The organism is Agathobacter sp., assembly GCF_977054825.1.
The window spans coordinates 21,145-44,128 of sequence record NZ_CDRTEH010000013.1 but is presented as its reverse complement, the minus strand read 5'-3'; the positions used below and the strand labels follow the sequence as shown (position 1 = coordinate 44,128).

Below are 22,984 nucleotides of genomic sequence, written 5' to 3'. Positions count from 1 at the left end.
ACACCATAGCTTAAACAGCAATGATAAAAACAGATGCAAATAATCATATTTATACGGAGGATAACGAAATGGATATAAATTATGAGCTTTACAAGGTCTTTTACTACGTGGCAACATCCCTAAGCTTCTCTGAGGCCAGCAAAAAGCTGTTTATTTCACAGTCTGCGGTAAGCCAGTCTATTAAGACTCTCGAAAAGAAGCTTGGACAGACTCTTTTCATCAGAAGCACTAAAAAAGTACAGCTGACCGCAGCCGGTGCACTGCTTTTAAAGCACATCGAGCCTGCCATGAATCTCATTGCCCGCGGTGAAAGCCAGCTTTTAGACTCAGGCACACTTGGACTTGGCCAGCTTCACATCGGCGCAAGCGATACCATATGCCGTTATCTGCTGGTTCCTTACCTAAAGCAGTTCCATCAGAGGTTCCCAAATGTGCCTATCAAGGTCACAAATGCCACCTCCATCCAGTGTGTGGAGCTTTTGGAGCAAAGGAAGGTTGACCTGATTGTCACGAATTTTCCAAACTCGCACCTCAATCACTCATACAGACAGAAAACCATATGCAACTTTTCCGATGTTTTTGTGGCAAATCCTAATTATTTCAAGCTGCGCAAGCAGGAGATAGCTTTCTCTGAGCTCAATAAGTACCCTATCATGATGCTCGACCGAAACAGTACCACAAGCGAATTCCTGCACAATCTGTTTTTACAGCACCAGCTTGACCTGATTCCTGAGATTGAGCTAAGCAGTAACGATCTGCTCATAGACCTTGCCAAAATCGGACTGGGTATCGCATTTGTGCCAGACTACTGCATCAACCATGAAAATAAGGAGCTCTTCGTGCTGAAAACAAAAGAAAAGATGCCGCCACGCCAGATTGTTGTGTCCGTAAACACTACAATGCCCGTGTCAGCATCCACTGAGGAGTTTTTAAATCTGCTCCCAGAAGTCGGCAACTAGTTTTCCGACATTTGCTATATTACATGGCTTTCTGTCACTCCACTCGCGTGGATAGAGCAGATCATAGTCTCTCTGCCAGAATCTCTCATCCAATAGCAAAATGACACCTGTGTCCTCCGTCGTTCGGATTACTCTTCCGGCCGCCTGGAGGACTTTATTTATGCCCGGATACCTGAAGGCATAGTCAAAGCCACTGCCATTTTCGGCATCGTAATAATCCTTCAATATAGTCCTCTCATTGCTAATCTGCGGAAGCCCTGTTCCGACTACAATCGCACCTATCAGCCTGTCATTTTTCAAATCAATGCCCTCACCGAATATGCCTCCCATGATGCCAAAGGCCACAAGTGCTTTGTCAGATTCCTCACTAAATCTGTCCAGAAATTCCTCCCGCTCAGCCTCTGACATATTATTTTTCTGCAGCATAAGCTCAGCTTCGTCTGCATATTTTTCGCAGTAAATATCTGCCACATCATTCATCATCTTATATGACGGAAAGAAAACCATATAGTTTCCTATCTTTTGCATTACAACAGCATTAATATACCCTGCAATCCGCTCATACTCACTCCTTGAGCGCCTCGTGTACCTCGTGCTCACATCGGTTGCCATCGCAAGCAGCCTCTTTTTACTGTCAAACGTGCTGTCAGCATATATGGCATAGTTGTCCTTTTTTGTGCTTAACAGGCTCTTGTAATAGTTTACAGGCAGAAGTGTTGCCGAAAAAAACACAGCCGACTTTCCCTTATCCAGCCTCTTTTGTATATTAAGCGACGGATCCACACAAAAAAGCTTCAGCATAAATCTGCCATCAGCCTCAAGCTCTGAATACATCACGTAGTGCTCGTCCACCAGATCATAAATGTTTAGGAAATTGCGAAGCTCAAAATAAAAATCCATGACATCCTTTTTCCCCGGAAACTCATTAGCCTTCTGCAAAAACTCATCCAGAAGTGTCATAAGCCTCATAAAGGAAAATACCATATTGCCAAGCGTATCATATACCGTATAATTCTCACACTCGCGCTTCATCCCAAGCAGTATCTTATTGCACTTTTCAAGCGCTTTCTCAATAGAGCGGCTGTGCTCCTTCATGATGCGCTTCACAGTAAGGAAATCCTCCTTATATATCTGTGCGCTGTACATCTGTCTGCTTCTTTCGACCATATTGTGTGCCTCATCAATGAGAAAAATATAGTCTCCCTTTATCCCCTCCTGAAAGAATCTCTTAAGATAAACATTCGGGTCAAACACATAGTTGTAATCGCAGATGATATTATCACACCAGCTCGCCGTATCAAGGCAAAGCTCAAATGGACAAACGGTATACCTATCCGCCTGAGACAAAATATCATCGCGCTCAATCATATCACACCTGCAAAGCAGGTCAAAAACCGCATCATTTACTCTGTCAAAATGCCCCTTTGCATACGGACAGTTCACCGGATTGCACTCCATCTCATCACACAGGCACAGCTTCTCCTTTGCCGTAATCTGAATAGTTCTTGCCCTGTAACCGTTTTTTTCAAGCAGCGCAAACGTTTCCTTTGCGACTGTTGCGGTAATCGTCTTCGCTGTCAGGTAAAAAATTCTGTCTGCTAAATCCTCACCAACCGCCTTTACTGCCGGGAAAATCGTAGAGATAGTCTTTCCTACTCCTGTCGGAGCCTGCATAAAAAGAAGCTTCTGTCTCATGATTGTCCTGTAGACATCAGATACAAGCTTTTTCTGTCCCGGCCTGTACTCAAACGGGAACCCCAGTTCTTTGATTGAAGCCTGCCTTTGATTTTTCATTTCGCACTGAAAGGTTGCCCATTTACCGTACTCTTCCATCAGGTCATCAAACCATTTTTTTATCTCTTCAAATGAAAATTCCTCACGAAAATACTTAGTCTGCTCCGTCTCCAGATTACAGTAGGTCATCTGTATGCCAATCATTTCCATATTATTTTGCAGAGCAAAAATATATGCATAGCACATAGCCTGTGCACGATGCACAAAAACCGGCTTTTCAAACAGCTCAACCCTTCTGTACATTCCCTTAATCTCATCGACAAAGCACCTGCCATCCTCCGTAAAGATACCATCTGCCCTGCCCTCAACAGTCAGCTCATACAAATCACCCTCAACAACATGTGAAAGCGGCACCTCAGCCTGATACTCCTTGCCCATGCTTCCCTGGATTTTCCTGTGAATGCGCGTGCCCTCCATCATGGCATCCGCGCTCATTGCCCTGGATGACCGGTTGTCTATATCGCCCTCCCTGAAGATAAACTCCACCAGGTTTCTGACCGAAATATGTAATTGTGTTTTCTTCTTGTGACTATTATTAATCTCATTTTCCATCATGTACTCACTCCTACATCTTCCGGATTATGCTGCCGGTTTATGTATTCCTACAATAGCTTCAGTCTACACTGTCATTTTAATATATCCTGACCAAAAGAAAAAGGGAGAGTTCCAAAAGGAAGCTCTCCCAAAGAATCCTATTCAATTGTATTACGCTACAGTGAATTTATCAACCACATTATCAAATGCCTGGTCATCGCCCATATAGCAGACCTTAAAGTCATTGTTTGTACCAATTCCGATCACTCCAAGAAGTGATTTCGCATCAATAAGAATCTGTCTATATTTGAGATCAATGTCAAAATCGCACTTAGAAGCAGCTCCAACAAATTCCTGAACATCATCCAATGTGTTAAGTCTGATTACTGTTTCCTTGCTGTACATAGTCAACACCACCTTTATAATCTAAAAAACCAGTGCTTTCGCACATGCTAATTAATTGTTGCGCCTATTATAACATCTGATATTCATATGTCAAAAAATCATAATCCGTCATTTTCCGTCATTTCATGGCATTTTTTTTAATAAATAACTTTTGCGTAACCGTTTTTTCACTATATTTTCATGCATGTTTTTTCAAAAAAACAATATGACTGTGAAAAACTTATAAAAAATGGTGTGATATTTAATTATTTTAATTTCACTTTTTACAATTTTTCATTTACAAGACTTTATTCTCATAATTCTTTAGTGCATCTATATATATTTCACCGAGCTTGCTGAGCTTCGTGCCCTTATGCTTGATATAGCCAATATGCATTTTTTCACTCTCCCTCAGTGGAACAGCCGCATAGTCATCACCATTCAAATCCTCCGATATAATGCCGGAGCACAGTGTAAATCCGTTGAGACCCACCATGAGATTAAGCATTGTGGCTCTGTCATCAGCCTTTATGACACGCTTGTACTCATATGTGCTCATCATCTCCTCAGCATAATAAAAGGAATTGTTCACGCCCTGTTCAAAGGTCAGACACGGATACTCCTGCAAATCGTCAAGTGTAATCTCTTTTTGACCGGCAAGCGGATGCTTTTTCCAGAGATACACATACGTATTACATGTGAAAAGCTCCTTAAACTCGATATCGCATTCCTTAAAAAGCTTTCTTAAAACCTTTTCGTTAAAATCACTTAAATAAAGCACTCCAAGCTCACTCTTTAAGTTCTTTACGTTGTCTATTACCTCTTTCGTCTTTGTCTCGTGGACAGCAAACTCGTACTCGTCCATGCCCACCTCTTTAGCAAGCTGTACAAAGGCCTTTACTGCAAATGAATAGTGCTGCATGGAAACCGAGAATTTCTTTTTGGACTCCACATTCAGATACCGGTTCTCGAGCAGATGATACTGCTCCACGACCTGCTTGGCGTATCCCAAAAACTCCTCGCCCTCCGCGGTGACTGTGATTCCACGGTTATTTCTCATGAACACCGTGATTCCAAGCTCCTCCTCCACCTCTCGTACGGTGGCTGACAGATTGGGCTGTGAAACAAAAAGCTTCTTTGCCGCCTCGTTCATGGAATTGGATTCTGCAATTGTAAGTACCTGTCTGAGTTGTTGAAGTGTCATTTTCTCTCCTAATATGAATCATGAACTGCCGGATCTTAGCAGAATGTGGAACTTTTCTAAACCATCCCACACACATTCGCAAAACCGCACAATTGTAATATATTAAATAAAATTGTGTATAAACGACGCCCTGTGTATCGGTGATGGCCCTATCTCCTTTAGCGCCTTGATATGCTCTTTAGAGCCATAGCCCTTGTTTGATGCAAATCCATAGCCGGGATATATGTTATCATACTCAACCATCATCCTATCCCTGGTGACCTTGGCAACAATACTTGCTGCCCCTATTGATATGCTTTTTGCATCTCCCTTTATGATTGGGATTTGCTTTATATCCACTCCGGGGATTGTAACTGCATCGTTGAGTGTCAAATCCGGTGCCGGATCAAGCTTTCCGATTGCCTGTCTCATCGCCTCATATGTAGCCTGCAGTATATTTATCTCATCTATCCGCTCGTGCGATGCCATGCCTATTCCAACAGAAACCGCCTTTTCCATTATAATATCGTAAAGCTCATCACGCTTTGCAGCCGTAAGCTTCTTGGAATCATTTATATATAAGATATCACAGTCCTTTGGCAGAATCACCGCGCATGCGACCACCGGACCTGCAAGCGGCCCTCGTCCCACCTCATCTATACCGCAGATATGGGCATATGATGCGTACTCGCGCTCATATTTCTTGAGACCCTCTGTTCGGATAAGCTCCTTCTCGTACTTATCCAGACGCTTTTTTGCGCTGTCTACAAGCTTAATCACTCCGCCCCTGTCATCTGAGCCATATACCTCGATGAAGTGTCCAAGCTGTGAATCCGTGGTGTTTTTCAGTTGTTCCTTAATCTCGCCTATTTTTTCTGCTGACATATCCTTTTCCTATCGTCTATTCTTTGCAACTATTCTTCGTAACTTTTATTCGTAACTATTATTCTAATTCATTCTCCGGTCTCTCCAGAGTGATATTGCCAAGCTTACCGCTTCTGAAATCATCTATGATGAGTGCAGCCGCCTTGCTGTAATCAGGCTCTCCTCCCTTTGAAAGGCATTTTCTGTTGACAGCAACAGCACTTATAAGCTCTATGATATCATTTTCCTCGCTCACCTCGTATCTTTGTGCCAAAAGCCCCGGATACTCTGCTTTTAGGAACTTTACAAGCTCCACGGCAAGCTCATCAACATTTAAGATCTCATCCTTTATCGAGCCGATAAGCGCAAGCCTAAGTCCCACTGACTGATCCTCAAATTTTGGCCACAGTATGCCCGGTGTATCGAGGAGCTCAACACTTTTATTGAGCCTGATCCACTGCTTGCCCTTTGTCACACCCGGCTTGTTTCCGGTCTTGGCGCAGGCTTTTCCGGCGTATGAGTTGATAAATGTGGACTTTCCAACGTTTGGAATACCAACCACCATAGCTCTTACCGGTCTGTTTTTGATGCCACGCTTTCTGTCTCTTTCAATCTTTTCCTTGCAGGCCTCCATCACGATATCTGTGATGCTCTTCATGCCGGACTTGCTTCTTGCATCAAGACTGACTACAAAAAAGCCCTTTTTCTTAAAAAAGGCACTCCACTCTTTGGTGCGCTCCTTGTCGGCGAGATCCGCCTTGTTCATCAGAATGAGCCTGTATTTATTTTTTCCAAGCTCATCGATATCCGGATTACGGCTGGATAGCGGAATTCTTGCATCCACTAGCTCTATAACCAGATCTATTAGTTTAATGTCCTCCTGCATCTGACGCTTTGCCTTGGTCATATGCCCAGGGTACCACTGAAAATTCATAATTCACCTGTCCTTTATCTATGTATGTTATCACTATCTGCTACTTGATGGTTCCAAAGCTTCCAAAGCCCGAAAATCTAAACCATGCCTTGCCAATGATATAGTCTCTCTTTACATTGCCAATATTGGCATAGCGGCTGTCCTCACTGTTGTTTCGATTGTCTCCAAGCACGAAATACTCGTCCTTTTCAAGCTCTATAGGATCTGAGGCAAGACCTGCATCCTCCATTGATGCAACATCCGTCGATTCCTTGTACAGCTCATCATTCACATACAGTGCGCCGTCCTTTATCTGAACAGTATCTCCCGGCACTGCCACCACTCTCCTGACATAATAATGCGACTTATTATTTCCGTTTGGCAGAAATACTATCACATCTCCTGCCTTTGGCTTTGACATGATATATGCAAACCTGTTCACAAGAATATTATCATCATTCTCCAGTGTCTGCTCCATAGCCTGACCTACCACATTTGTACGTATACCGAAAAATGATACCAGCACATATGCCAGACCTATCACTACAATCAGCTCCACTACCCACGATACAATTTCCTTGAACAATGGCAGATTAAATTTTCTTCTTTGCCTTCTAAAGCTAAGTCCTGCTCGTCTTCTGGACATTTTACACCTCTTGCTAACTGATATTTATTGCGTAATCTTAATTATATATTGTTTTCATGTTTGTTGCAAGCTGTAACTCTGCAAACTAAAAAGACCATCCTCATACGATTGCTCGCAGAAAATGGTCTCTTTCGCGTAAAAATATTATTTTACAAGCTCTTTAACCTTAGCAGCTTTTCCGATACGGTCTCTTAAGTAGTAAAGCTTAGCACGACGTACTTTACCTTTACGTACAATCTCAACCTTCTCTACGTTTGGTGAGTGGAGTGGCCATGTCTTCTCAACACCTACACCGTTAGAAAGCTTTCTAACTGTGAATGTTGTACGGTTTGATCCGTTCTGCTTTTTGATAACTGTTCCCTCGAATACCTGGATACGCTCACGGTTACCCTCTTTGATTTTTCCGTATACCTTTACAGTATCTCCTACAGAAAACTCAGGTACCTCAGCCTTTAACTGCTCGTTCTCGATGCTCTTAATAATTTCACTTGCGTTCATTTTGTGACCTCCTAATTATTTTGACGTTCTTAATGCTACTACTATTTTCACAACAGAGGACCATCTCTTTTATTCACAACATTGGTACTTTACCACAGATTCATGGGATTTGCAAGTATTTTTTGATTATTTTTTAGTCATCCAGTATACGGATGATTTTGAAAAATGCATGCCCATGCTCTCCTGCAGCCTCATAGACGGCTCATTGCCTACAATTATCTGGCCATATGGTATCCATCCATTTTCCAGTGCCCTGTTGAAGACATATGTTTCAAGTGCTTTGGCAAGCTTTTGATGCCTGTATTGCGGCTTTACATAGAGCATGCCTATGCTGCCCTCCTCATGGATTCCGATAATTCCTGCGAGGGTATTAATGGTATTATCAGCACTATTATCACTCAAAAAAGCCCCGTAGACAGCCCCTGCCTCTATCCTTTTTATGATATAGTCAGGATCATCAAAGCCCGGATACATTGGCGCAGCCTCCTGTATATCGAGCGCATCCAGCTTTCTTATAATTAAGCCATTTGGCATTGGCTTTCCATCCGGTCTGTATAGTCCGCTTACTGAGAGCTTTTCTTTGTTTGTATACACCGCCTGTCTGCACTCTACAGTCTCCTTAAAGCCATTTTCCTCAAAAAGCCCAACATATCTTTGCTGGTGAAGTACTATGCCGTTCGTAATCTGCTCTGTAATGGTTGCCGGAATATGTTGACTGCTATGTTTATCGACCAGCCCCGTGGTGCCTTCAACTGCCAAATCCACAAGCTTCGACTCACCCTCATCCGGCCTTGTGTGAAAGCACACCTTTGAGACCATATCTCGAAGCAGATATTCTCCGTCTGCCTCAAAAACTATCTCGGCATAGCCCCTGTTTATAAGCTCTATCATATCAATATGAAGCAGCTTATTTTTCATAAGAAACTCTCTGCAGTTGTCAAGTCTTTTAAACTCGGCATACAAATCCGGTCTGCGTTTTTTTGTGCGCTCAATAGATTTTTCAAGGCGCCATGCATCAATCTTTTTCTGATTGCCTGACATGAGCACCTCAGGCACCTTTTTGTCATGCCACTCAATAGGACGTGAGTACTGAGGGTATTCGAGCAGATTGCCATGAAACGACTCTGTCTCTGCCGAAATATCATTGTGCAACACCCCCGGAACCAGACGTGAAATCGCATCTATCATTACCATCGACGGCAGCTCTCCGCCTGTTAGAACATAGTCACCGATAGAGACATAATCTGTTACCGTCTCCTCCAGCACTCGCTCGTCAATGCCTTCATAGTGTCCACATAGAAAAATGAGGTCATCACACTTTGCAAATTCCGCTGCCATATGCTGGTTGAACACGCGGCCCTGTGGCGTAACGTAAATTAGACGCGCATTGTGATTTTTTATTTCTTCTGCAGTGTTTTTATTACATTTATTAATCTGACTCACCACACTGCTCACAGCCTGATACACAGGCTCTGCCTGCATAAGCATGCCCGCGCCGCCACCATAAGTGTAATCATCAACCTTATTGTGCTTATTGTGCGCAAAATCCCTGATATTTACCGTATTGAGTGATATAATATTCTGTTTTAAAGCCCTGCCTGTGATACTCTCTGACAGTCCCTGTTCTATCATCTGCGGGAATAAGGTCAGCACATGAAATCTCATTTTCCTATATCTCCTGTTATCATCCTGTTTTACAGTTTTACGATTTTAAATGTATGATTTTGCTATATTTTATATCTCATTTTACGGTTTTTGCGGTTTGGGATATAACTATCTCAATCCTGCAAGCAGATGCACCTTCATCATGCCATTTTCCACATCAACGTCCAGTATACAATCCTTTATTGCCGGAATCAGCAGATCATTTGCACCGGCTTTCTTAACAACATACACATCGTTGGCACCGGTCTGTAGCACATCATCTATGACTCCAAGCTCCTCTCCCTCGTCTGATGTGACTGAAAGTCCGATCAGATCAGCTATAAAATACTCATTTTCCTCAAGCGGCACCGCATTTTCCCTTGTCACAAAAAGAGGTGCCTTTTTATATTTTTCTACATCATTTATGTCATCTATGCCCTTAAATTTCAAGATAACCTGATTCTTGAAAAATTTGACAGAAGTTATTTCCAAATCCCTGCGCTCTTTGCCATTATCCAGAATGACATTTTTAAGCTTTTTAAAACGAGCAGCATCGTCAGTGGTTGGGAACACCTTTACTTCACCGCGAATGCCGTGTGTGCTCGTAATCACACCTACCTGTAGTAAATCTTCCATTCTCTGTCTCCTGATATTACTGATATGAGGGTCAGAAGGTATTTTGCCCCTCATTTATGATTAATCAGATTACTACATGCTTCGCATTCCCGTAATCTGACTCCACCTTGAATAGTTACTATAAATTATAAAAAAACAGGCATCTCATAAGAGATGCCTTTATGTTACTGTACTATTTCAACAATAACCTTTTTGTCTTCTTTAGAGGCTGCGGCCTTAACAACTGAACGAATAGCCTTAGCAATACGTCCCTGCTTGCCGATCACTTTGCCCATGTCAGACTGTGCAACACGTAATTCCAAAACAATTGCTTTCTCGTTTTCGGTCTCAGTTACATTAACCTCATCCGGATAATCAACTAAAGATTTTGCAATTACTTCAACTAATTCTTTCATTACGCCACCTCTTTATCCTATTTCTCGATACCAGCACTCTTGAAGATTCTAGCTACTGTCTCAGTTGGCTGTGCGCCGTTTGATAACCATTTCTTAGCTAATTCCTCATTTACATGATACTCGCTAGGATCCTTAGTTGGATCGTATGTTCCGATCTCCTCGATGCATCTTCCATCTCTTGGTGATCTAGAGTCTGCAACTACGATTCTATAGAAAGGAGCTTTCTTCTGTCCCATTCTTCTTAATCTGATCTTTACTGCCATTTTGTTTCACCTCCTCATAGGTTTATTGAATAATATATATCAAAAGTAAAATAAATACTTTTGTTAACAAAACATATTAAAACGGAAGTCCTTTGAATAAGCCTCCCAGACCACCGCCACCACGGCGTCCCTTTTTGCCGCCCATCATACCGGGCATCTGCTTCATGAACTTCTTTGTCTGCTCAAACTGCTTTACAAGTCTGTTGACCTCTGATACATCAACGCCTGCGCCTCTTGCAATACGGGCCTTGCGGCTTGGATTTAGAAGCTTAGGATTTCGTCTTTCCTCAGGTGTCATGGAATAGATGATTGCCTCTGTGCGGGCCATGCCCTTTTCGGCTTCATCTGTATCAATATCCGGCATCTTGCCTCCACCGATACCCATGCCCGGCATCATGCCCATCACACTTGAAAGACCGCCCATCTTCTTCATCTGACTCATCGAATCAAGGTACATCTCAAAGTCAAACTCATTTTTGCGCATCTTCTGCTCAAGCTTCTTGGCCTGTTCCTCATCAATGTTCTCCTGCGCCTTCTCAATCATTGAAAGCACATCGCCCATGCCGAGGATTCTTGAAGCCATACGCTCCGGATAGAACTGCTCAAGGTCTGAAAGCTTCTCGCCCATACCGGCGTAAAGTATCGGCTTTCCTGTAACGGCTCTGATTGAAAGTGCCGCTCCACCTCTGGTGTCACCATCAAGCTTTGTGATGACAACTCCGTCAATTCCTATCTTTTCATCAAAGGTACCTGCTACATTTACCGCATCCTGACCTGTCATGGCATCAACCACGAGTATGGTCTGAAAAACATCAGTAGCTTCTTTTATCTCAATAAGCTCTGCCATCATATCCTCATCAATATGAAGACGTCCGGCAGTATCGATGATAACAACATTGAAATCGTTTTTCTTAGCATGCTCCACAGCAGCCTTTGCGATGTCGGCAGGCTTGTTTTTGTCACCCATTGAGAAAACCTCAACGCCCTGCTTCTCACCGTTTATCTTTAACTGCTCAATCGCAGCCGGACGATATACATCACAGGCTACAAGCAGTGATTTCTTGCCCTTGCTCTTAAGCTTACCGGCAATTTTTGCTGTGGTGGTTGTCTTACCGGCTCCCTGAAGACCTACCATCATGATAACGGTAAGCTCCTTGCCCGGTCTGAAAGCAATCTCTGTTGTCTCAGAGCCCATAAGCTTAATCATCTCTTCGTTTACGATTTTGATGACCATCTGACCGGGATTGAGACCATTCATGACATCCTGTCCGATTGCTCTCTCCTGGACACTCTTTGTGAACTGCTTAACAACCTTAAAGTTAACATCGGCCTCAAGGAGTGCCATCTTAACCTCTTTAAGAGCAGCCTTTACATCATCCTCAGTAAGCTTTCCCTTGCTGCGGAGATTCTTGAAAACGTTCTGCAGTTTTTCTGATAAACTGTCAAATGCCATATTACAGCTCCTCTAGTATCTGATTCGAAATAGCTTCGATTTCATTCATTAATAGCTCATTATGTGATTTCTTAAAATCATTCGTCAGCTCATGAATCCTTCGTATGTCACTCTTTATGGACATAAACTTCTCGACGAGATGAAGCTTTGCCTCATAGTCAAGCAGCTTCTTATTGCACCTCTTAATCAGATCTGCAACACCCTGACGGGAAATCCCCTCCTCGGATGCTATCTCACCGAGGGATAAATCATTGAAGACAAAATCCTCATATACCTGACGCTGATGCTCGTTCAAAAGCTCACCGTAGAAATCATATAAATATGCCTGTTCAAGTTTTTCTTCCATATCAAGTATCCTCTTTTTCCCTCGAACCTATGGTAGAATAACACATAGTTCGCCCGGTGTCAAGTAAAAATACTTGATACTTTTATTTTTATATCATAGTGCGTACAATTCTTGGCTTATAGCCCTTCTTCTCGAGTGCCGCCATAATCTGTTCCTTGTGCTCTGTGCCAAAGCACTCAAGCGTGATTCTAAGTTCAACAGCTGCACTTCTGTTTGTAGTGACAAACTGGTTGTGCTCAAGCTTGATTACATTTCCCTGTACATCGGCAAGAGTCTGTGAAACCTTTGCAAGCTCACCCGGCTTATCAGGCAGAAGCACTGAAACAGTAAAAATCCTGTCTCTGAAAATAAGTCCCTGCTGTACAACTGATGACATGGTGATAACATCCATGTTGCCACCGCTTAGGATAGAAACCACTCTCTTGTCCTTTACCCCGAGATGCTTAAGCGCAGCTACAGTGAGAAGACCTGAGTTTTCGACTATCATCTTGTGATTCTCCACCATATCAAGGAAAGCCACGATAAGCTCATCATCCTCCACTGTGATGATATCATCAAGATTTTTCTTTATGTATGGGAAAATATTTGAGCCCGGTGTCTTTACAGCTGTTCCGTCTGCAATGGTATTTACACTTGGTAAAGTGGTCACTTTGCCGTTCTTAAACGACTCCTGCATACAATTGGCGCCTGCCGGCTCCACTCCGATAACCTTAATCTTTGGATTTAAGAGCTTTGCAAGTGTAGAAACACCTGTTGCCAGTCCGCCTCCTCCGATTGGAACAAGGATGTACTCAACAAGAGGCAGCTCCTTGAATATCTCCATGGCGATAGTTCCCTGTCCTGTTGCGACAGCTAAATCATCAAACGGATGGATGAATGTGTAGCCCTCTTTCTCTGCAAGCTCATATGCCTTGGCACATGCCTCATCGTACACATCTCCGTAAAGCACTACCTCAGCGCCGTAGCTCTTTGTACGGTTTACCTTGATAAGAGGTGTGGTGGTAGGCATCACGATAACAGCCTTGCAGCCATAGCACTTTGCCGCATATGCAACACCCTGCGCATGGTTTCCTGCGGATGCTGTGATGAGGCCCTTTGCTCTCTCCTCGTCTGTGAGGGTGCTTATCTTGTAGTAAGCGCCTCTGACCTTGTAAGCTCCGGTAAACTGCATATTTTCAGGCTTCAGATATACTTTATTGCCTGTCTGGTCACTTAAAAAATCACTGTAAATGAGCTTTGTCTCAAGGGTGACCTCCTTGACCTTCTCACTTGCTTCCTCAAATTTATCTAATGTCAGCATATTTGTTATTCCTTTCCTTGATATACCAGATTATTATAAACAATATAACTTTATTCCGTTTTTGTGTCAAACAACGCATTCACGAACTCGTCCGAATCAAATTTCTGCAGATCATCAATAGTCTCACCGACTCCGATATACTTGACAGGCACTGAAAGCTCCGACTGTATCGCTACAGCGATACCGCCCTTTGCCGTACCGTCCATCTTGGTGAGCACGATGCCCGAAATCTTTGCCACATCAGAAAACTCTCTCGCCTGAACAAGTGCATTCTGTCCTGTAGTAGCATCAAGCACCACGAGCGTCTCTCTGTATGCATCCGGATACTCGCTCTCCAGGATTTTATTAATCTTTCCGAGCTCATTCATCAGATTCTTTTTGTTGTGTAATCTTCCCGCTGTATCGACAAGAAGCACATCAGCATTTCTGGCCTTTGAAGCTGCAACTGCATCATATACAACAGCTCCCGGGTCTGCGCCCTCTGCACCGCCAATCATATCAACTCCGGCACGGTTTGCCCATTCCTTCAGCTGGTCACCGGCTGCTGCCCTGAAGGTATCAGCACCTGCAATGACCACCTTCTTGCCCTGTTCCTTGAGCTTTCCTGCAAGCTTTCCGACAGTGGTAGTCTTTCCTACTCCGTTGACTCCGATTACAAGCACAACAGACTTTTCATTTTCAAATCTGTAGGCAGTCTCCTCCACCTTCATCTGTTCCTTGATGCTTTCAATCAAGAGCTCCTTGCACTCTGCAGGTTCCTTGATATGCTGCTCCTTCACCTTTCTCTGCAGATCCTCTATGATATTCTCCGTGGCTCTCACTCCGAGATCTCCCATGATGAGAATCTCCTCAAGCTCCTCATAAAAATCATCATCTATATGTGAAAAACCACTAAAAAGTGAATCTATGCCTGAAACGATATTGTCTCTGGTCTTTGTCAGTCCTGAAACGAGCCTCTTAAAAAAGCCCGGCTTCTTTTCTTTTTCTTCCATTTTAACTCTCCATAAATAAAATTCTACTGTGTCAGATCATTCTCTATCAGATTTACCGAAACGAGTGTGGAAACACCCTTTTCCTGCATCGTGATACCGTAGAGTCTGTCCGCTGCCGCCATCGTACCACGTCTGTGTGTGATAACGATAAACTGTGTGTTCTTTGTAAGCTTGTTCAGATAATTTGCATAGCGCGAAACGTTTGAGTCATCAAGCGCCGCCTCAATCTCATCAAGCAGACAAAACGGCGATGGCTTAAGTGCCTGAATGGCAAACAAAAGCGCAATGGCGGTAAGCGCCTTTTCTCCACCGGACATCTGCATCATATTCTGCAGCTTCTTTCCGGGTGGCTGTGCGATGATTCTGATACCGCACTCAAGTATATCCTCATCCTCCACAAGCTCGAGTGAACCATGTCCACCACCAAAAAGCTGCTTAAAGGATTTGTCAAACTCTCTCTGAATCTCGGCAAACTTCTCCGTAAACTGCTTTCTCATGCCACTGTCAAGCTCATCTATGATGCCAACCAGAGTCTTTTCAGCCTCGATAAGGTCGTCATGCTGTCCCTTTAAGAACTCATAACGTGTTGAAATCTCTCTGTACTCCTCAATCGCGTTGACATTTACATCGCCGAGGCGTCTGATTTCATCCTTTATGCCTGCAATCAGCTTCTTTAATGAAGGCAGATCATCGTATGCATCATTTCTAAGCTCTGCTGCCGCATGCGGAGTAAGCTCATACTCGTCCCACATGTAGTTGGTCTGCGTCTCTGAAGCCTCCTTAAGCTTCTCTCTCTGGCTGTTCAGTCTGAAAAGCTCCTTATCCAGATCAGCCTGCTTCTTTGAAACTTCCTCCTGCTTTGCAAAAAAGCCTCTGTAATTCTCAGACATCCTTTCCTTTTTGGCAAGGCTCTCCCTAAGCTCTTCGTCAAGCTTTGAATTGTTGTCCTTTGATGCCAGAATGGTCTGTGTGATTGCATCAATATCAGCCTGCTTCTTTTTAATATCATCCTTTGCAGTAGCTGCACCCTCCACGAGACTTTGCTTCTGCTCATCAAATTTCTCTATCTCTGAATTGATACGATTGATATTTTCTATAGCAAACTCTGCCGTCTTTGTAATATTTGCAAGCTCAAGTGAAATGGCAGCGGCCTTGTGTGAAGCCTCCTGCTCAAGGACTCCCTGCTTTTCAAGTATCTCACTGTATGAGCTGTTTTCCTTCTCAAGCTGTTTTTCACGCTGCTTTGATGCCTCAAGCTGCGCTGCAATATCCAGCTTTCCCTGATTTATCTCTTCGAGCTGTTTTTCAATCTCCGCATTTTCCGTGCGCAGATCCTCGTAGACATTCGCACTCTCCTTCTTCTGCTGGTCTGCCCTGTCAACTGAAATCTGTGCTGTGTTCTGCTCAATATACTTTTCCTGCAGCAGTGTCTTTGCAGCTGCTATATCCTCCTCGCCAAGTGCAATGGCAGTCGCGATATCATCCTTTCTGGCTCTAAGCTCTTTAAGCTTTGTCTTTGTCAGATCAACTCTCTTTTCAAGCTCCTCAATCTCACGGTTTCTCGCAAGCAGATTGGATGAATTTTTAAACGCACCACCAGACATAGAGCCTCCCGGTGCCAGATACTCGCCCTCGACAGTAACGATATGAAGTGAATAGTGATTCTTCTTCGCAAGCGCAATGGCATTGTCAATTGTGTCCACCACAATCACCCTGCCAAGCAGGTAAGCAACAACCTCATCAAACTTCGGGTCGCACTTCACCAGCTTATTTGCAATGCCAAGCACACCCTTTTCGCCGAGTGCTGCCTCATTTTTAGTATTTCTGTTTGCACGCACACTTGTAAGAGGTAAAAACGTAGCTCGTCCAAAATGATTGGTCTTCAAAAAACCGATCATCTTTTTAGCTGTGGCCTCATCCTCTGTAACGATATTCTGGATATTACCGCTTAAGGCTGTCTCTATCGCTATCTCATAGCGCTTATCCACCTGGATAAGATCGGAAACCACGCCGAGAAGACCCGGATTTTTGGCCTTCTGCTCCATGACACGCTTGATGCTGTTGCCATAGCCGTCATAACGCTCAGCAATATTTTTAAGAGACTCAAGCCTTGAAACAGACTTATGATACTCTGTGGAAGCCTCCTCCATCAGGCGGGCATTCTCCCTGGACTTATCTCTCCACTCTTTGGCTTTAGCCAAAAGAGCCGACTCCTTTTCCTTTAATCCTGCAATCTCTTCATTGACAGCCGAAAGCTTCTTATTGGCCTCATCCAATATATCATCAAGCCCTGCTTCCCTTGTCTTTCTATCTAAAAGACGCTTTGTAAGCTCTGCCTTTCTGATATTAATCTGCTCAAGCATAGTAGCAAAGCGCTGCTGTCTCGACTGGATATTACCTCTCTCCTGAAGCAGGGCAATAAGCTCATTCTTGCCCTTTTCAAGCCCGTCATTGCAACGATTGACCTCTGCAAGCACAGCCTCATGCTCATCAATAGCAAACTGCTCGTTCTGCTTCATTTGCTCTATCTCAGCTTCAAGTGCGGCCTTTTTGTCATCGTACTCTTTCCTGCTTTCAAGACGCTCAGCCTTTTCCTTTTCGATAGAAAAAAGCTGTGACTGCAGATGCTCATCCGTCATTTCAGCCGTGTGTATCTGCTCCTTTAAAAGCTCTATCTGATTCTCTAGCTTCTGCCTGGTGGATGAAGTGCTTGTGATGCTCTCTCGAAGAGACTCGATGTGCTCATCCATCTGCTGCATATCGTTTCCAAGCCTCTCATACTCGGCCTTGATGCTTTCGTAGGTGGCATTGGTTTCCTTTAGCTCATCATCCGCAATAGTGTATTTCTCATCTGCTGCCTTAAGCTCAGTCTCGATGCGTGCTGACTCGAGCAAAAACATGTTGACATCGTAGGTCTTTAGCTCTTCTCTCTTTTTGAGATATGTATGTGCCTTCTCAGACTGTCTCTGTAATGGACCAACCTGCCTCTCAAGCTCTGTCAGTATATCATTGACACGCACAAGGTTCTCACGCTCATTATCGAGCTTCTTTTGTGCTGTAAGCTTTCTCTTTTTAAACTTTACAATGCCGGCTGCCTCATCAAACAGCTCTCGTCTCTCCTCCGGCTTTCCACTTAGAATCCTGTCAATCTGGCCCTGACCAATGATGGAATAGCCCTCTTTACCGATACCGGTATCATAGAAAAGCTCCGAAACCTCCTTGAGCCTGCACGGATTGCCATTGATGAGATACTCACTCTCTCCCGAGCGGTAAACACGTCTGGCAACTGTAACCTCATTGAAATCAATCGCAAGCGAATGGTCTGAATTATCCAAAGTGATGGCAACATACGCATATCCAAGCGGCTTCCTGTTCTCTGTACCCGCAAAAATAACATCCTGCATGCTGGCACCACGAAGCTGTTTTGCGCTCTGCTCACCGAGCACCCATCTGACCGCATCGGCTACATTACTCTTTCCACTGCCGTTTGGCCCGACAATACCTGTGATGCCGTTGTGGAACTCAAAAACAATTTTGTTGGCAAAGGACTTAAAGCCCTGTACTTCCAAACTCTTTAAATACATTAAAAACTCCTATTCCCTGTTTCTGTACAAAAGAAGTGCCTGATATGCAGCCTGCTGCTCTGCAGCCTTCTTTGTGTGGCCCTCTCCCTCACTGATACGCTCACCGTCCACAAGCACCGCAACAGTAAACTGCTTGTCATGGTCCGGACCGCTCTCATCAATAAGCTCATAGGAAAGCTGCTCATGCTTGCCCTGTATGAGCTCCTGAAGGATAGTCTTGCTATCATAAAAGAGCTGCTTATTCTCAATATCAGTCATGATAAACTTAAGCACAAACTCCTTTGCATTAGTAAAACCACCATCTAAATAAATTGCTCCGATCACTGCCTCAAGCGCATCAGAGAGGATCGACTTTCTCTTTCTGCCGCCTGTATGATCCTCGCCCCTGCCAAGACGCAGGTACTTTCCAAGGTCAAGCGGCTTTGTACAAAGTGCAAGAGTCGGCTCACAAACAATGCTTGCGCGCAGCTTGGTAAGCTCACCCTCAGGCTTTTGCGGATAATTGATAAACAAAAACTCACTTGAAACAATCTCCAAAACAGCATCCCCCAAAAACTCCAGACGCTCGTTATCAGAATGCTTTTTCATGTGCTTTTCATTGGCATACGAACTGTGTGTCAGCGCCTGCTCAAGCAGATGTCGGTTCTTGAACGTATAGCCTATTTTACTTTGAAATTCATTTAAATCTGCCATAATTTCTCCTAATTTTATATCTATTCATTTCTGCATATTCCGTGAGTATAACGAAAAGCCCTCATGATAAAGGGCTTTTCGTTAGTAAAACATACTACTGCTCGCTTACAGCTTTTTTAATCTGCTCAACAGCATCGCCTACAGTGACGATTTTCTCTGCTTCCTCATTAGGAATCTCGATATCGAACTCTTCCTCGATACCCATGATGATCTGGAATACATCCAGAGAATCAGCACCAAGATCATCAATGAAGGTTGACTCCATAGTAACCTCGGTCTCATCCACGTTAAGTACCTCGACAATAATGTCTCTAAGCTTCTCAAATTCCATTTTTAATACCTCTCATTTCTGTTTATAGTGACTAATCATACAGCATTACTGCCATCTAATCAGCCGGCTTATTAATAATATATTCTTTGATTTTATCATTAATCTCTTTTTCCTTAAATGTAACACACTGGAAAACAGAGTTAGTGATTTCCTTTGCCTTGGAGCTGCCGTGTGTCTTTACCACAAGACCGTTAAGGCCTAAAAGCGGCGCTCCGCCATACTCAGTCGCATCAAATGACTTGAGCGTATTTTTAAGAGCCGGAAGCGCAAGTGCAGCTCCTATCTTGCTCTTTAGTGTGCTCATGAGCCCCTTCTTTATGACTCCGATAAGTGTGGAGCTAAGACCCTCGTAGAGCTTTAATATAACATTGCCTGTGAAAGCCTCACAGACTATAACATCAGCATCACCCTTCGGAATATCCCTGGCCTCAATGCTTCCGACAAAATTGATATCTGTGCACTCACGAAGAAGCGGCATGGTCTCCTTTACCAGTGCATTGCCCTTCTCCTCCTCTGCACCGATATTGACCAGTGCAACCTTTGGATTCTTTATGCCGACAACGTGCTCCATATAGATAGAGCCCATCTTTGCAAACTGTACCAGATGCTCTGCTCTCGCATCCACATTGGCTCCACAGTCTATGAGCAGAGAGACTCCCTTCTCGGTCGGAATAAGCGGTGCTAGCGGTGGCCTTTGTATGCCCTTTATCCTGCCGACTATGACCTGTCCTCCGACAAGCACAGCTCCTGAGCTTCCTGCCGAAACGAATGCATCAGCCTCTTTATTCTTGACCATATTCATGCCGACAACGATTGAGGACTGCTTCTTTCGCCTGATTGCCACAACCGGCGGCTCTGCCATCTCTATAACCTCAGGCGCATCTACTATCTCTATCTGCTCCTTAGGGTATGTATACAAAGAAAGCTCCCTCTCTACCGGTATCTTCTGTCCTACAAGAAATATCTTTATATCATTTCTTTTGTTAACCGCATCTACCGCACCCTTTACTACCTCTGCGGGTGCATTGTCGCCACCCATTGCATCGAGTGCGACCCTTGTTGTACTTTGCATTGTGACCTCCCTATGCCTGCTAAAAAGCAAACTACTAATTGATTAAATCAAATATACTATAATCATAGGTATAAATCAATAACCAATTCACTACACTATATGGCTTACATTATTCTCCCGGGCTCATTGAAATAACCTTGCCACAGTTCCATAAATCAGCAGTGCGCTTTGCTGCATCAAGTCTGTCCTCGTCCGACTTAAAATCAATATTCACAGAGTGGCATCCGCACTCAAGACATGTCACATAATATGAGCTGCCGCAATCCTCCTCGAGAATACCGGCACCGCCACAGAGTGGGCACTCATAGATTTCAACTAAATCGTCTATATTATTCATAATAGTTTGCTTCCTTCTTTCTTTAATATCTAAATATCCTCTCAGTATAATAACATCCCTGCAGGCTATATACAAGTAAAAAGTACCTTCATTTTATTATGGGATATAATTGGGATAAAACTAAAAAAGGGATTGAACGATATCGTTCAATCCCTTAATTTCTCATACTACTTAGTATTAGTCCTGAGGAATGATTTCTTTTTTGTTGTAAGATCCGCAGTTCTTGCAAACTCTGTGTGGCATCATAAGCTCTCCACATTTGCTGCATTTTACTAAAGTAGGAGCAGACATTTTCCAGTTTGCTCTTCTCTTATCTCTTCTTCCCTTAGAAGATTTATTCTTTGGACAAATTGACATTTGTTTACACCTCCTTAAACTTGTTAAATATATCCTGGAACGCTGCCATTCTTGGATCCGGTACAAAACTATCGCAACTGCAGGTGCCTTTATTCAAGTTCATCCCGCAGACTTTACAAATACCTTTGCAATCGTCTTTGCACAGAACTCTCATTGGCCAGTTCACCAGAATTTCGGCGTAGACAAGTTTATCTACATCGAGTTCAAACCCAATCAGGTAGTCAGTTTCCTCCATCTCTTCATCGACTAATGCTCCGTCTGTGATTTTCAGAGTCTTGTCAATGTCAAAATGCATGTTTGTTGGAACTTCTTCCAAGCATCGGCTGCACGGTATCGCTACGTCTATATCCACTGTTGTGGTAATATGCACTGCTGCATTCTCCACGTTTGAGATATGAAGTGATATCGGCTGCTTTTTCAGAATAGGATAATCTCCTAATCGCGACTCAAATGATGTGAGCGCAAGCTCTGTCTCAATTGTTGTCTCTTTATTAATAGATTTTACAATGGTTGATATATCAATCATGGTTCTCTCCTATTCACACCTAACCAATTATACATATTGGCAGAGTGTTTGTCAACAACTTTTTACTTTTTATTAACCAACAAGCTTTACTGTCTCACGGCAGATTGCAAGCTCCTCGTTTGTAGGGATAACACATACCTTTACGCTTGAGTCTGCTGTTGAGATGAGTGCCTCTACACCGCGTGTCTTGTCGTTGGTTACACGGTCAATCTTTATGCCAAGGTAGCCTAAGTATGCCATGATTTTTTCTCTTACGAAGCTTGTGTTCTCACCGATTCCTGCTGTGAATGCGATAGCGTCTACTCCGTTCATTGCTGCTGCATATGCTCCGATGTATTTTGCTACTCTGTAGCTGAATACCTCTACTGCTGCGATGGCACGCTCGTTGCCCTCATTGTAGGCTGCCTCAAGGTCTCTGAAGTCGCTTGATACGCCTGACATACCGGCTACTCCTGACTTCTTGTTGAGCACGTTCATCACACCATCGATATCAAGGTTTTCTTTCTTTGCGATAAACTCCATGATTGATGGGTCGATATCACCTGAACGTGTTCCCATTACGAGTCCCTCAAGTGGTGTAAGTCCCATTGATGTATCTACGCATTTACCGTTTAATACTGCGCTGACTGAAGCTCCGTTTCCAAGGTGTGCTACGATAATCTTTGAGTTATTTAAGTCCATTCCAAGGTAGCTAGCTGCCTCTTTTGATACGAAGCTGTGGCTTGTGCCGTGGAAGCCGTATCTTCTTACCTTGTACTTCTCATAGTACTCATATGGAAGGCCGTAGAGGTATGCTTTCTCAGGCATTGTCTGATGGAAGGCTGTATCAAATACTCCTACCATTGGTACGTTTGGCATAAGTGCCTGGCATGCTCTGATACCGATGATGTTGGCAGGATTGTGAAGAGGTGCAAGGTCGTTGCACTCCTCTACCTGTGCGATTACTTCCTCTGTGATGACTACTGAGTCTGAGAACTTCTCGCCGCCGTGCACTACACGATGTCCTACTGCATCAATCTCTGCAAGTGATTTTACTGCGCCTGTCTTTGGATTTACAAGTGCATCGAGTACCATCTGGATGGCCTCTTTATGTGTTGGCATAGGTGCCTCTGTGATTTCCTTGTCAAGACCCTCTTTCTGATATACGAGTCTGCCATCGATTCCGATTCTCTCGCAGAGTCCTTTTGCAAGTACCTCCTCCGAATCTGAATTGATGAGCTGGTATTTCAGTGATGAACTACCACAATTAATTACTAATACATTCATGGTTTTGTCTCCTT

Annotated in this window: 24 protein-coding genes and 1 pseudogene; 1 reads left to right on the top strand and 24 read right to left on the bottom strand. The window is 43.6% G+C overall.

Annotated elements, in window-relative coordinates; all coding sequences use genetic code 11:
• Nucleotides 1-68: 68 nt before the first annotated feature.
• Entirely contained in the window at nt 69-959 is an 891-nt protein-coding gene (locus ACW6PM_RS10335) for a LysR family transcriptional regulator (protein ID WP_012742370.1), read from the top strand.
• On the opposite strand, the gene ACW6PM_RS10330 is transcribed toward ACW6PM_RS10335, so the two are convergent.
• The 24 genes and pseudogenes from ACW6PM_RS10330 to ACW6PM_RS10215 all read right to left on the bottom strand — a co-directional run bounded on the left by ACW6PM_RS10330 (nt 930) and on the right by ACW6PM_RS10215 (nt 22,970).
• Nucleotides 930-3,308 carry a helicase C-terminal domain-containing protein gene (locus ACW6PM_RS10330; RefSeq protein WP_456057102.1) on the bottom strand — a complete coding sequence of 793 codons (2,379 nt, stop codon included), beginning with the start codon at nt 3,306-3,308 and terminating at the stop codon, nt 930-932. The two genes, ACW6PM_RS10335 and ACW6PM_RS10330, sit on opposite strands and share 30 nt — an antisense overlap.
• A 150-nt stretch (nt 3,309-3,458) precedes the next feature.
• Nucleotides 3,459-3,692, bottom strand: coding sequence for an HPr family phosphocarrier protein (locus ACW6PM_RS10325; RefSeq protein ID WP_308650686.1), 234 nt, complete (start codon nt 3,690-3,692; stop codon nt 3,459-3,461).
• A 277-nt stretch (nt 3,693-3,969) separates the two neighbouring features.
• Nucleotides 3,970-4,875 (bottom strand): LysR family transcriptional regulator, encoded by a 906-nt coding sequence (locus ACW6PM_RS10320; protein ID WP_308650687.1) that lies wholly within the window; start codon nt 4,873-4,875, stop codon nt 3,970-3,972.
• Between the two features lie 102 nt (nt 4,876-4,977).
• A complete protein-coding gene (locus tag ACW6PM_RS10315; RefSeq protein ID WP_456057101.1) occupies nt 4,978-5,739 on the bottom strand; it encodes a ribonuclease HII in 762 nt (253 codons plus the stop codon).
• 58 nt (nt 5,740-5,797) lie between these two features.
• On the bottom strand, nt 5,798-6,652 hold the full coding sequence (ylqF, locus tag ACW6PM_RS10310; RefSeq protein WP_456057100.1) for a ribosome biogenesis GTPase YlqF: 855 nt from the start codon (nt 6,650-6,652) through the stop codon (nt 5,798-5,800).
• A gap of 40 nt (nt 6,653-6,692) precedes the next feature.
• Nucleotides 6,693-7,277 carry a signal peptidase I gene (gene lepB, locus ACW6PM_RS10305; RefSeq protein ID WP_308668672.1) on the bottom strand — a complete coding sequence of 195 codons (585 nt, stop codon included), beginning with the start codon at nt 7,275-7,277 and terminating at the stop codon, nt 6,693-6,695.
• A 144-nt stretch (nt 7,278-7,421) separates the two neighbouring features.
• A complete protein-coding gene (gene rplS / locus ACW6PM_RS10300) occupies nt 7,422-7,775 on the bottom strand; it encodes a 50S ribosomal protein L19 (protein WP_012742363.1) in 354 nt (117 codons plus the stop codon).
• 126 nt (nt 7,776-7,901) lie between these two features.
• The gene (locus tag ACW6PM_RS10295; RefSeq protein WP_456057110.1) at nt 7,902-8,249 is read right to left on the bottom strand and encodes a GNAT family N-acetyltransferase; all 348 of its coding nucleotides are present in this window, start codon (nt 8,247-8,249) and stop codon (nt 7,902-7,904) included.
• A 486-nt stretch (nt 8,250-8,735) separates the two neighbouring features.
• Nucleotides 8,736-9,440, bottom strand: a pseudogene (trmD, locus tag ACW6PM_RS10290) (tRNA (guanosine(37)-N1)-methyltransferase TrmD); the annotation flags it as partial.
• A gap of 108 nt (nt 9,441-9,548) precedes the next feature.
• Nucleotides 9,549-10,055: a ribosome maturation factor RimM gene (gene rimM / locus ACW6PM_RS10285; protein WP_055061466.1), complete on the bottom strand. Its 507-nt coding sequence runs from the start codon at nt 10,053-10,055 to the stop codon at nt 9,549-9,551.
• 164 nt (nt 10,056-10,219) lie between these two features.
• A complete protein-coding gene (locus tag ACW6PM_RS10280) occupies nt 10,220-10,450 on the bottom strand; it encodes a KH domain-containing protein (RefSeq protein ID WP_012742360.1) in 231 nt (76 codons plus the stop codon).
• 17 nt (nt 10,451-10,467) lie between these two features.
• A complete protein-coding gene (gene rpsP / locus ACW6PM_RS10275; RefSeq protein WP_012742359.1) occupies nt 10,468-10,713 on the bottom strand; it encodes a 30S ribosomal protein S16 in 246 nt (81 codons plus the stop codon).
• Nucleotides 10,714-10,789: 76 nt separating this feature from the next.
• Complete coding sequence (gene ffh, locus ACW6PM_RS10270) at nt 10,790-12,166, bottom strand: signal recognition particle protein (RefSeq protein ID WP_012742358.1); 1,377 nt, start codon at nt 12,164-12,166, stop codon at nt 10,790-10,792.
• Nucleotide 12,167: 1 nt separating this feature from the next.
• On the bottom strand, nt 12,168-12,512 hold the full coding sequence (gene ylxM, locus ACW6PM_RS10265) for a YlxM family DNA-binding protein (RefSeq protein WP_012742357.1): 345 nt from the start codon (nt 12,510-12,512) through the stop codon (nt 12,168-12,170).
• An 88-nt stretch (nt 12,513-12,600) separates the two neighbouring features.
• Nucleotides 12,601-13,812: a threonine ammonia-lyase gene (gene ilvA, locus ACW6PM_RS10260; RefSeq protein ID WP_321111004.1), complete on the bottom strand. Its 1,212-nt coding sequence runs from the start codon at nt 13,810-13,812 to the stop codon at nt 12,601-12,603.
• A 50-nt stretch (nt 13,813-13,862) separates the two neighbouring features.
• On the bottom strand, nt 13,863-14,804 hold the full coding sequence (gene ftsY, locus ACW6PM_RS10255; protein ID WP_015516130.1) for a signal recognition particle-docking protein FtsY: 942 nt from the start codon (nt 14,802-14,804) through the stop codon (nt 13,863-13,865).
• Nucleotides 14,805-14,827: 23 nt separating this feature from the next.
• The gene (gene smc / locus ACW6PM_RS10250) at nt 14,828-18,388 is read right to left on the bottom strand and encodes a chromosome segregation protein SMC (RefSeq protein ID WP_456057099.1); all 3,561 of its coding nucleotides are present in this window, start codon (nt 18,386-18,388) and stop codon (nt 14,828-14,830) included.
• A gap of 9 nt (nt 18,389-18,397) precedes the next feature.
• The gene (gene rnc / locus ACW6PM_RS10245; RefSeq protein ID WP_456057098.1) at nt 18,398-19,081 is read right to left on the bottom strand and encodes a ribonuclease III; all 684 of its coding nucleotides are present in this window, start codon (nt 19,079-19,081) and stop codon (nt 18,398-18,400) included.
• Between the two features lie 94 nt (nt 19,082-19,175).
• Nucleotides 19,176-19,412, bottom strand: coding sequence for an acyl carrier protein (gene acpP / locus ACW6PM_RS10240; RefSeq protein ID WP_012742352.1), 237 nt, complete (start codon nt 19,410-19,412; stop codon nt 19,176-19,178).
• A gap of 55 nt (nt 19,413-19,467) precedes the next feature.
• On the bottom strand, nt 19,468-20,484 hold the full coding sequence (gene plsX / locus ACW6PM_RS10235) for a phosphate acyltransferase PlsX (protein WP_308668676.1): 1,017 nt from the start codon (nt 20,482-20,484) through the stop codon (nt 19,468-19,470).
• A gap of 109 nt (nt 20,485-20,593) precedes the next feature.
• Nucleotides 20,594-20,821 carry a Lar family restriction alleviation protein gene (locus tag ACW6PM_RS10230; protein WP_055163752.1) on the bottom strand — a complete coding sequence of 76 codons (228 nt, stop codon included), beginning with the start codon at nt 20,819-20,821 and terminating at the stop codon, nt 20,594-20,596.
• Between the two features lie 177 nt (nt 20,822-20,998).
• A complete protein-coding gene (rpmF, locus tag ACW6PM_RS10225) occupies nt 20,999-21,178 on the bottom strand; it encodes a 50S ribosomal protein L32 (protein ID WP_012742349.1) in 180 nt (59 codons plus the stop codon).
• A gap of 4 nt (nt 21,179-21,182) precedes the next feature.
• Nucleotides 21,183-21,704, bottom strand: a complete 522-nt coding sequence (locus ACW6PM_RS10220; protein WP_456057097.1) for a YceD family protein — start codon at nt 21,702-21,704, stop codon at nt 21,183-21,185.
• 72 nt (nt 21,705-21,776) lie between these two features.
• Nucleotides 21,777-22,970, bottom strand: coding sequence for an acetate kinase (locus tag ACW6PM_RS10215; protein ID WP_012742347.1), 1,194 nt, complete (start codon nt 22,968-22,970; stop codon nt 21,777-21,779).
• Nucleotides 22,971-22,984 lie beyond the last annotated feature (14 nt).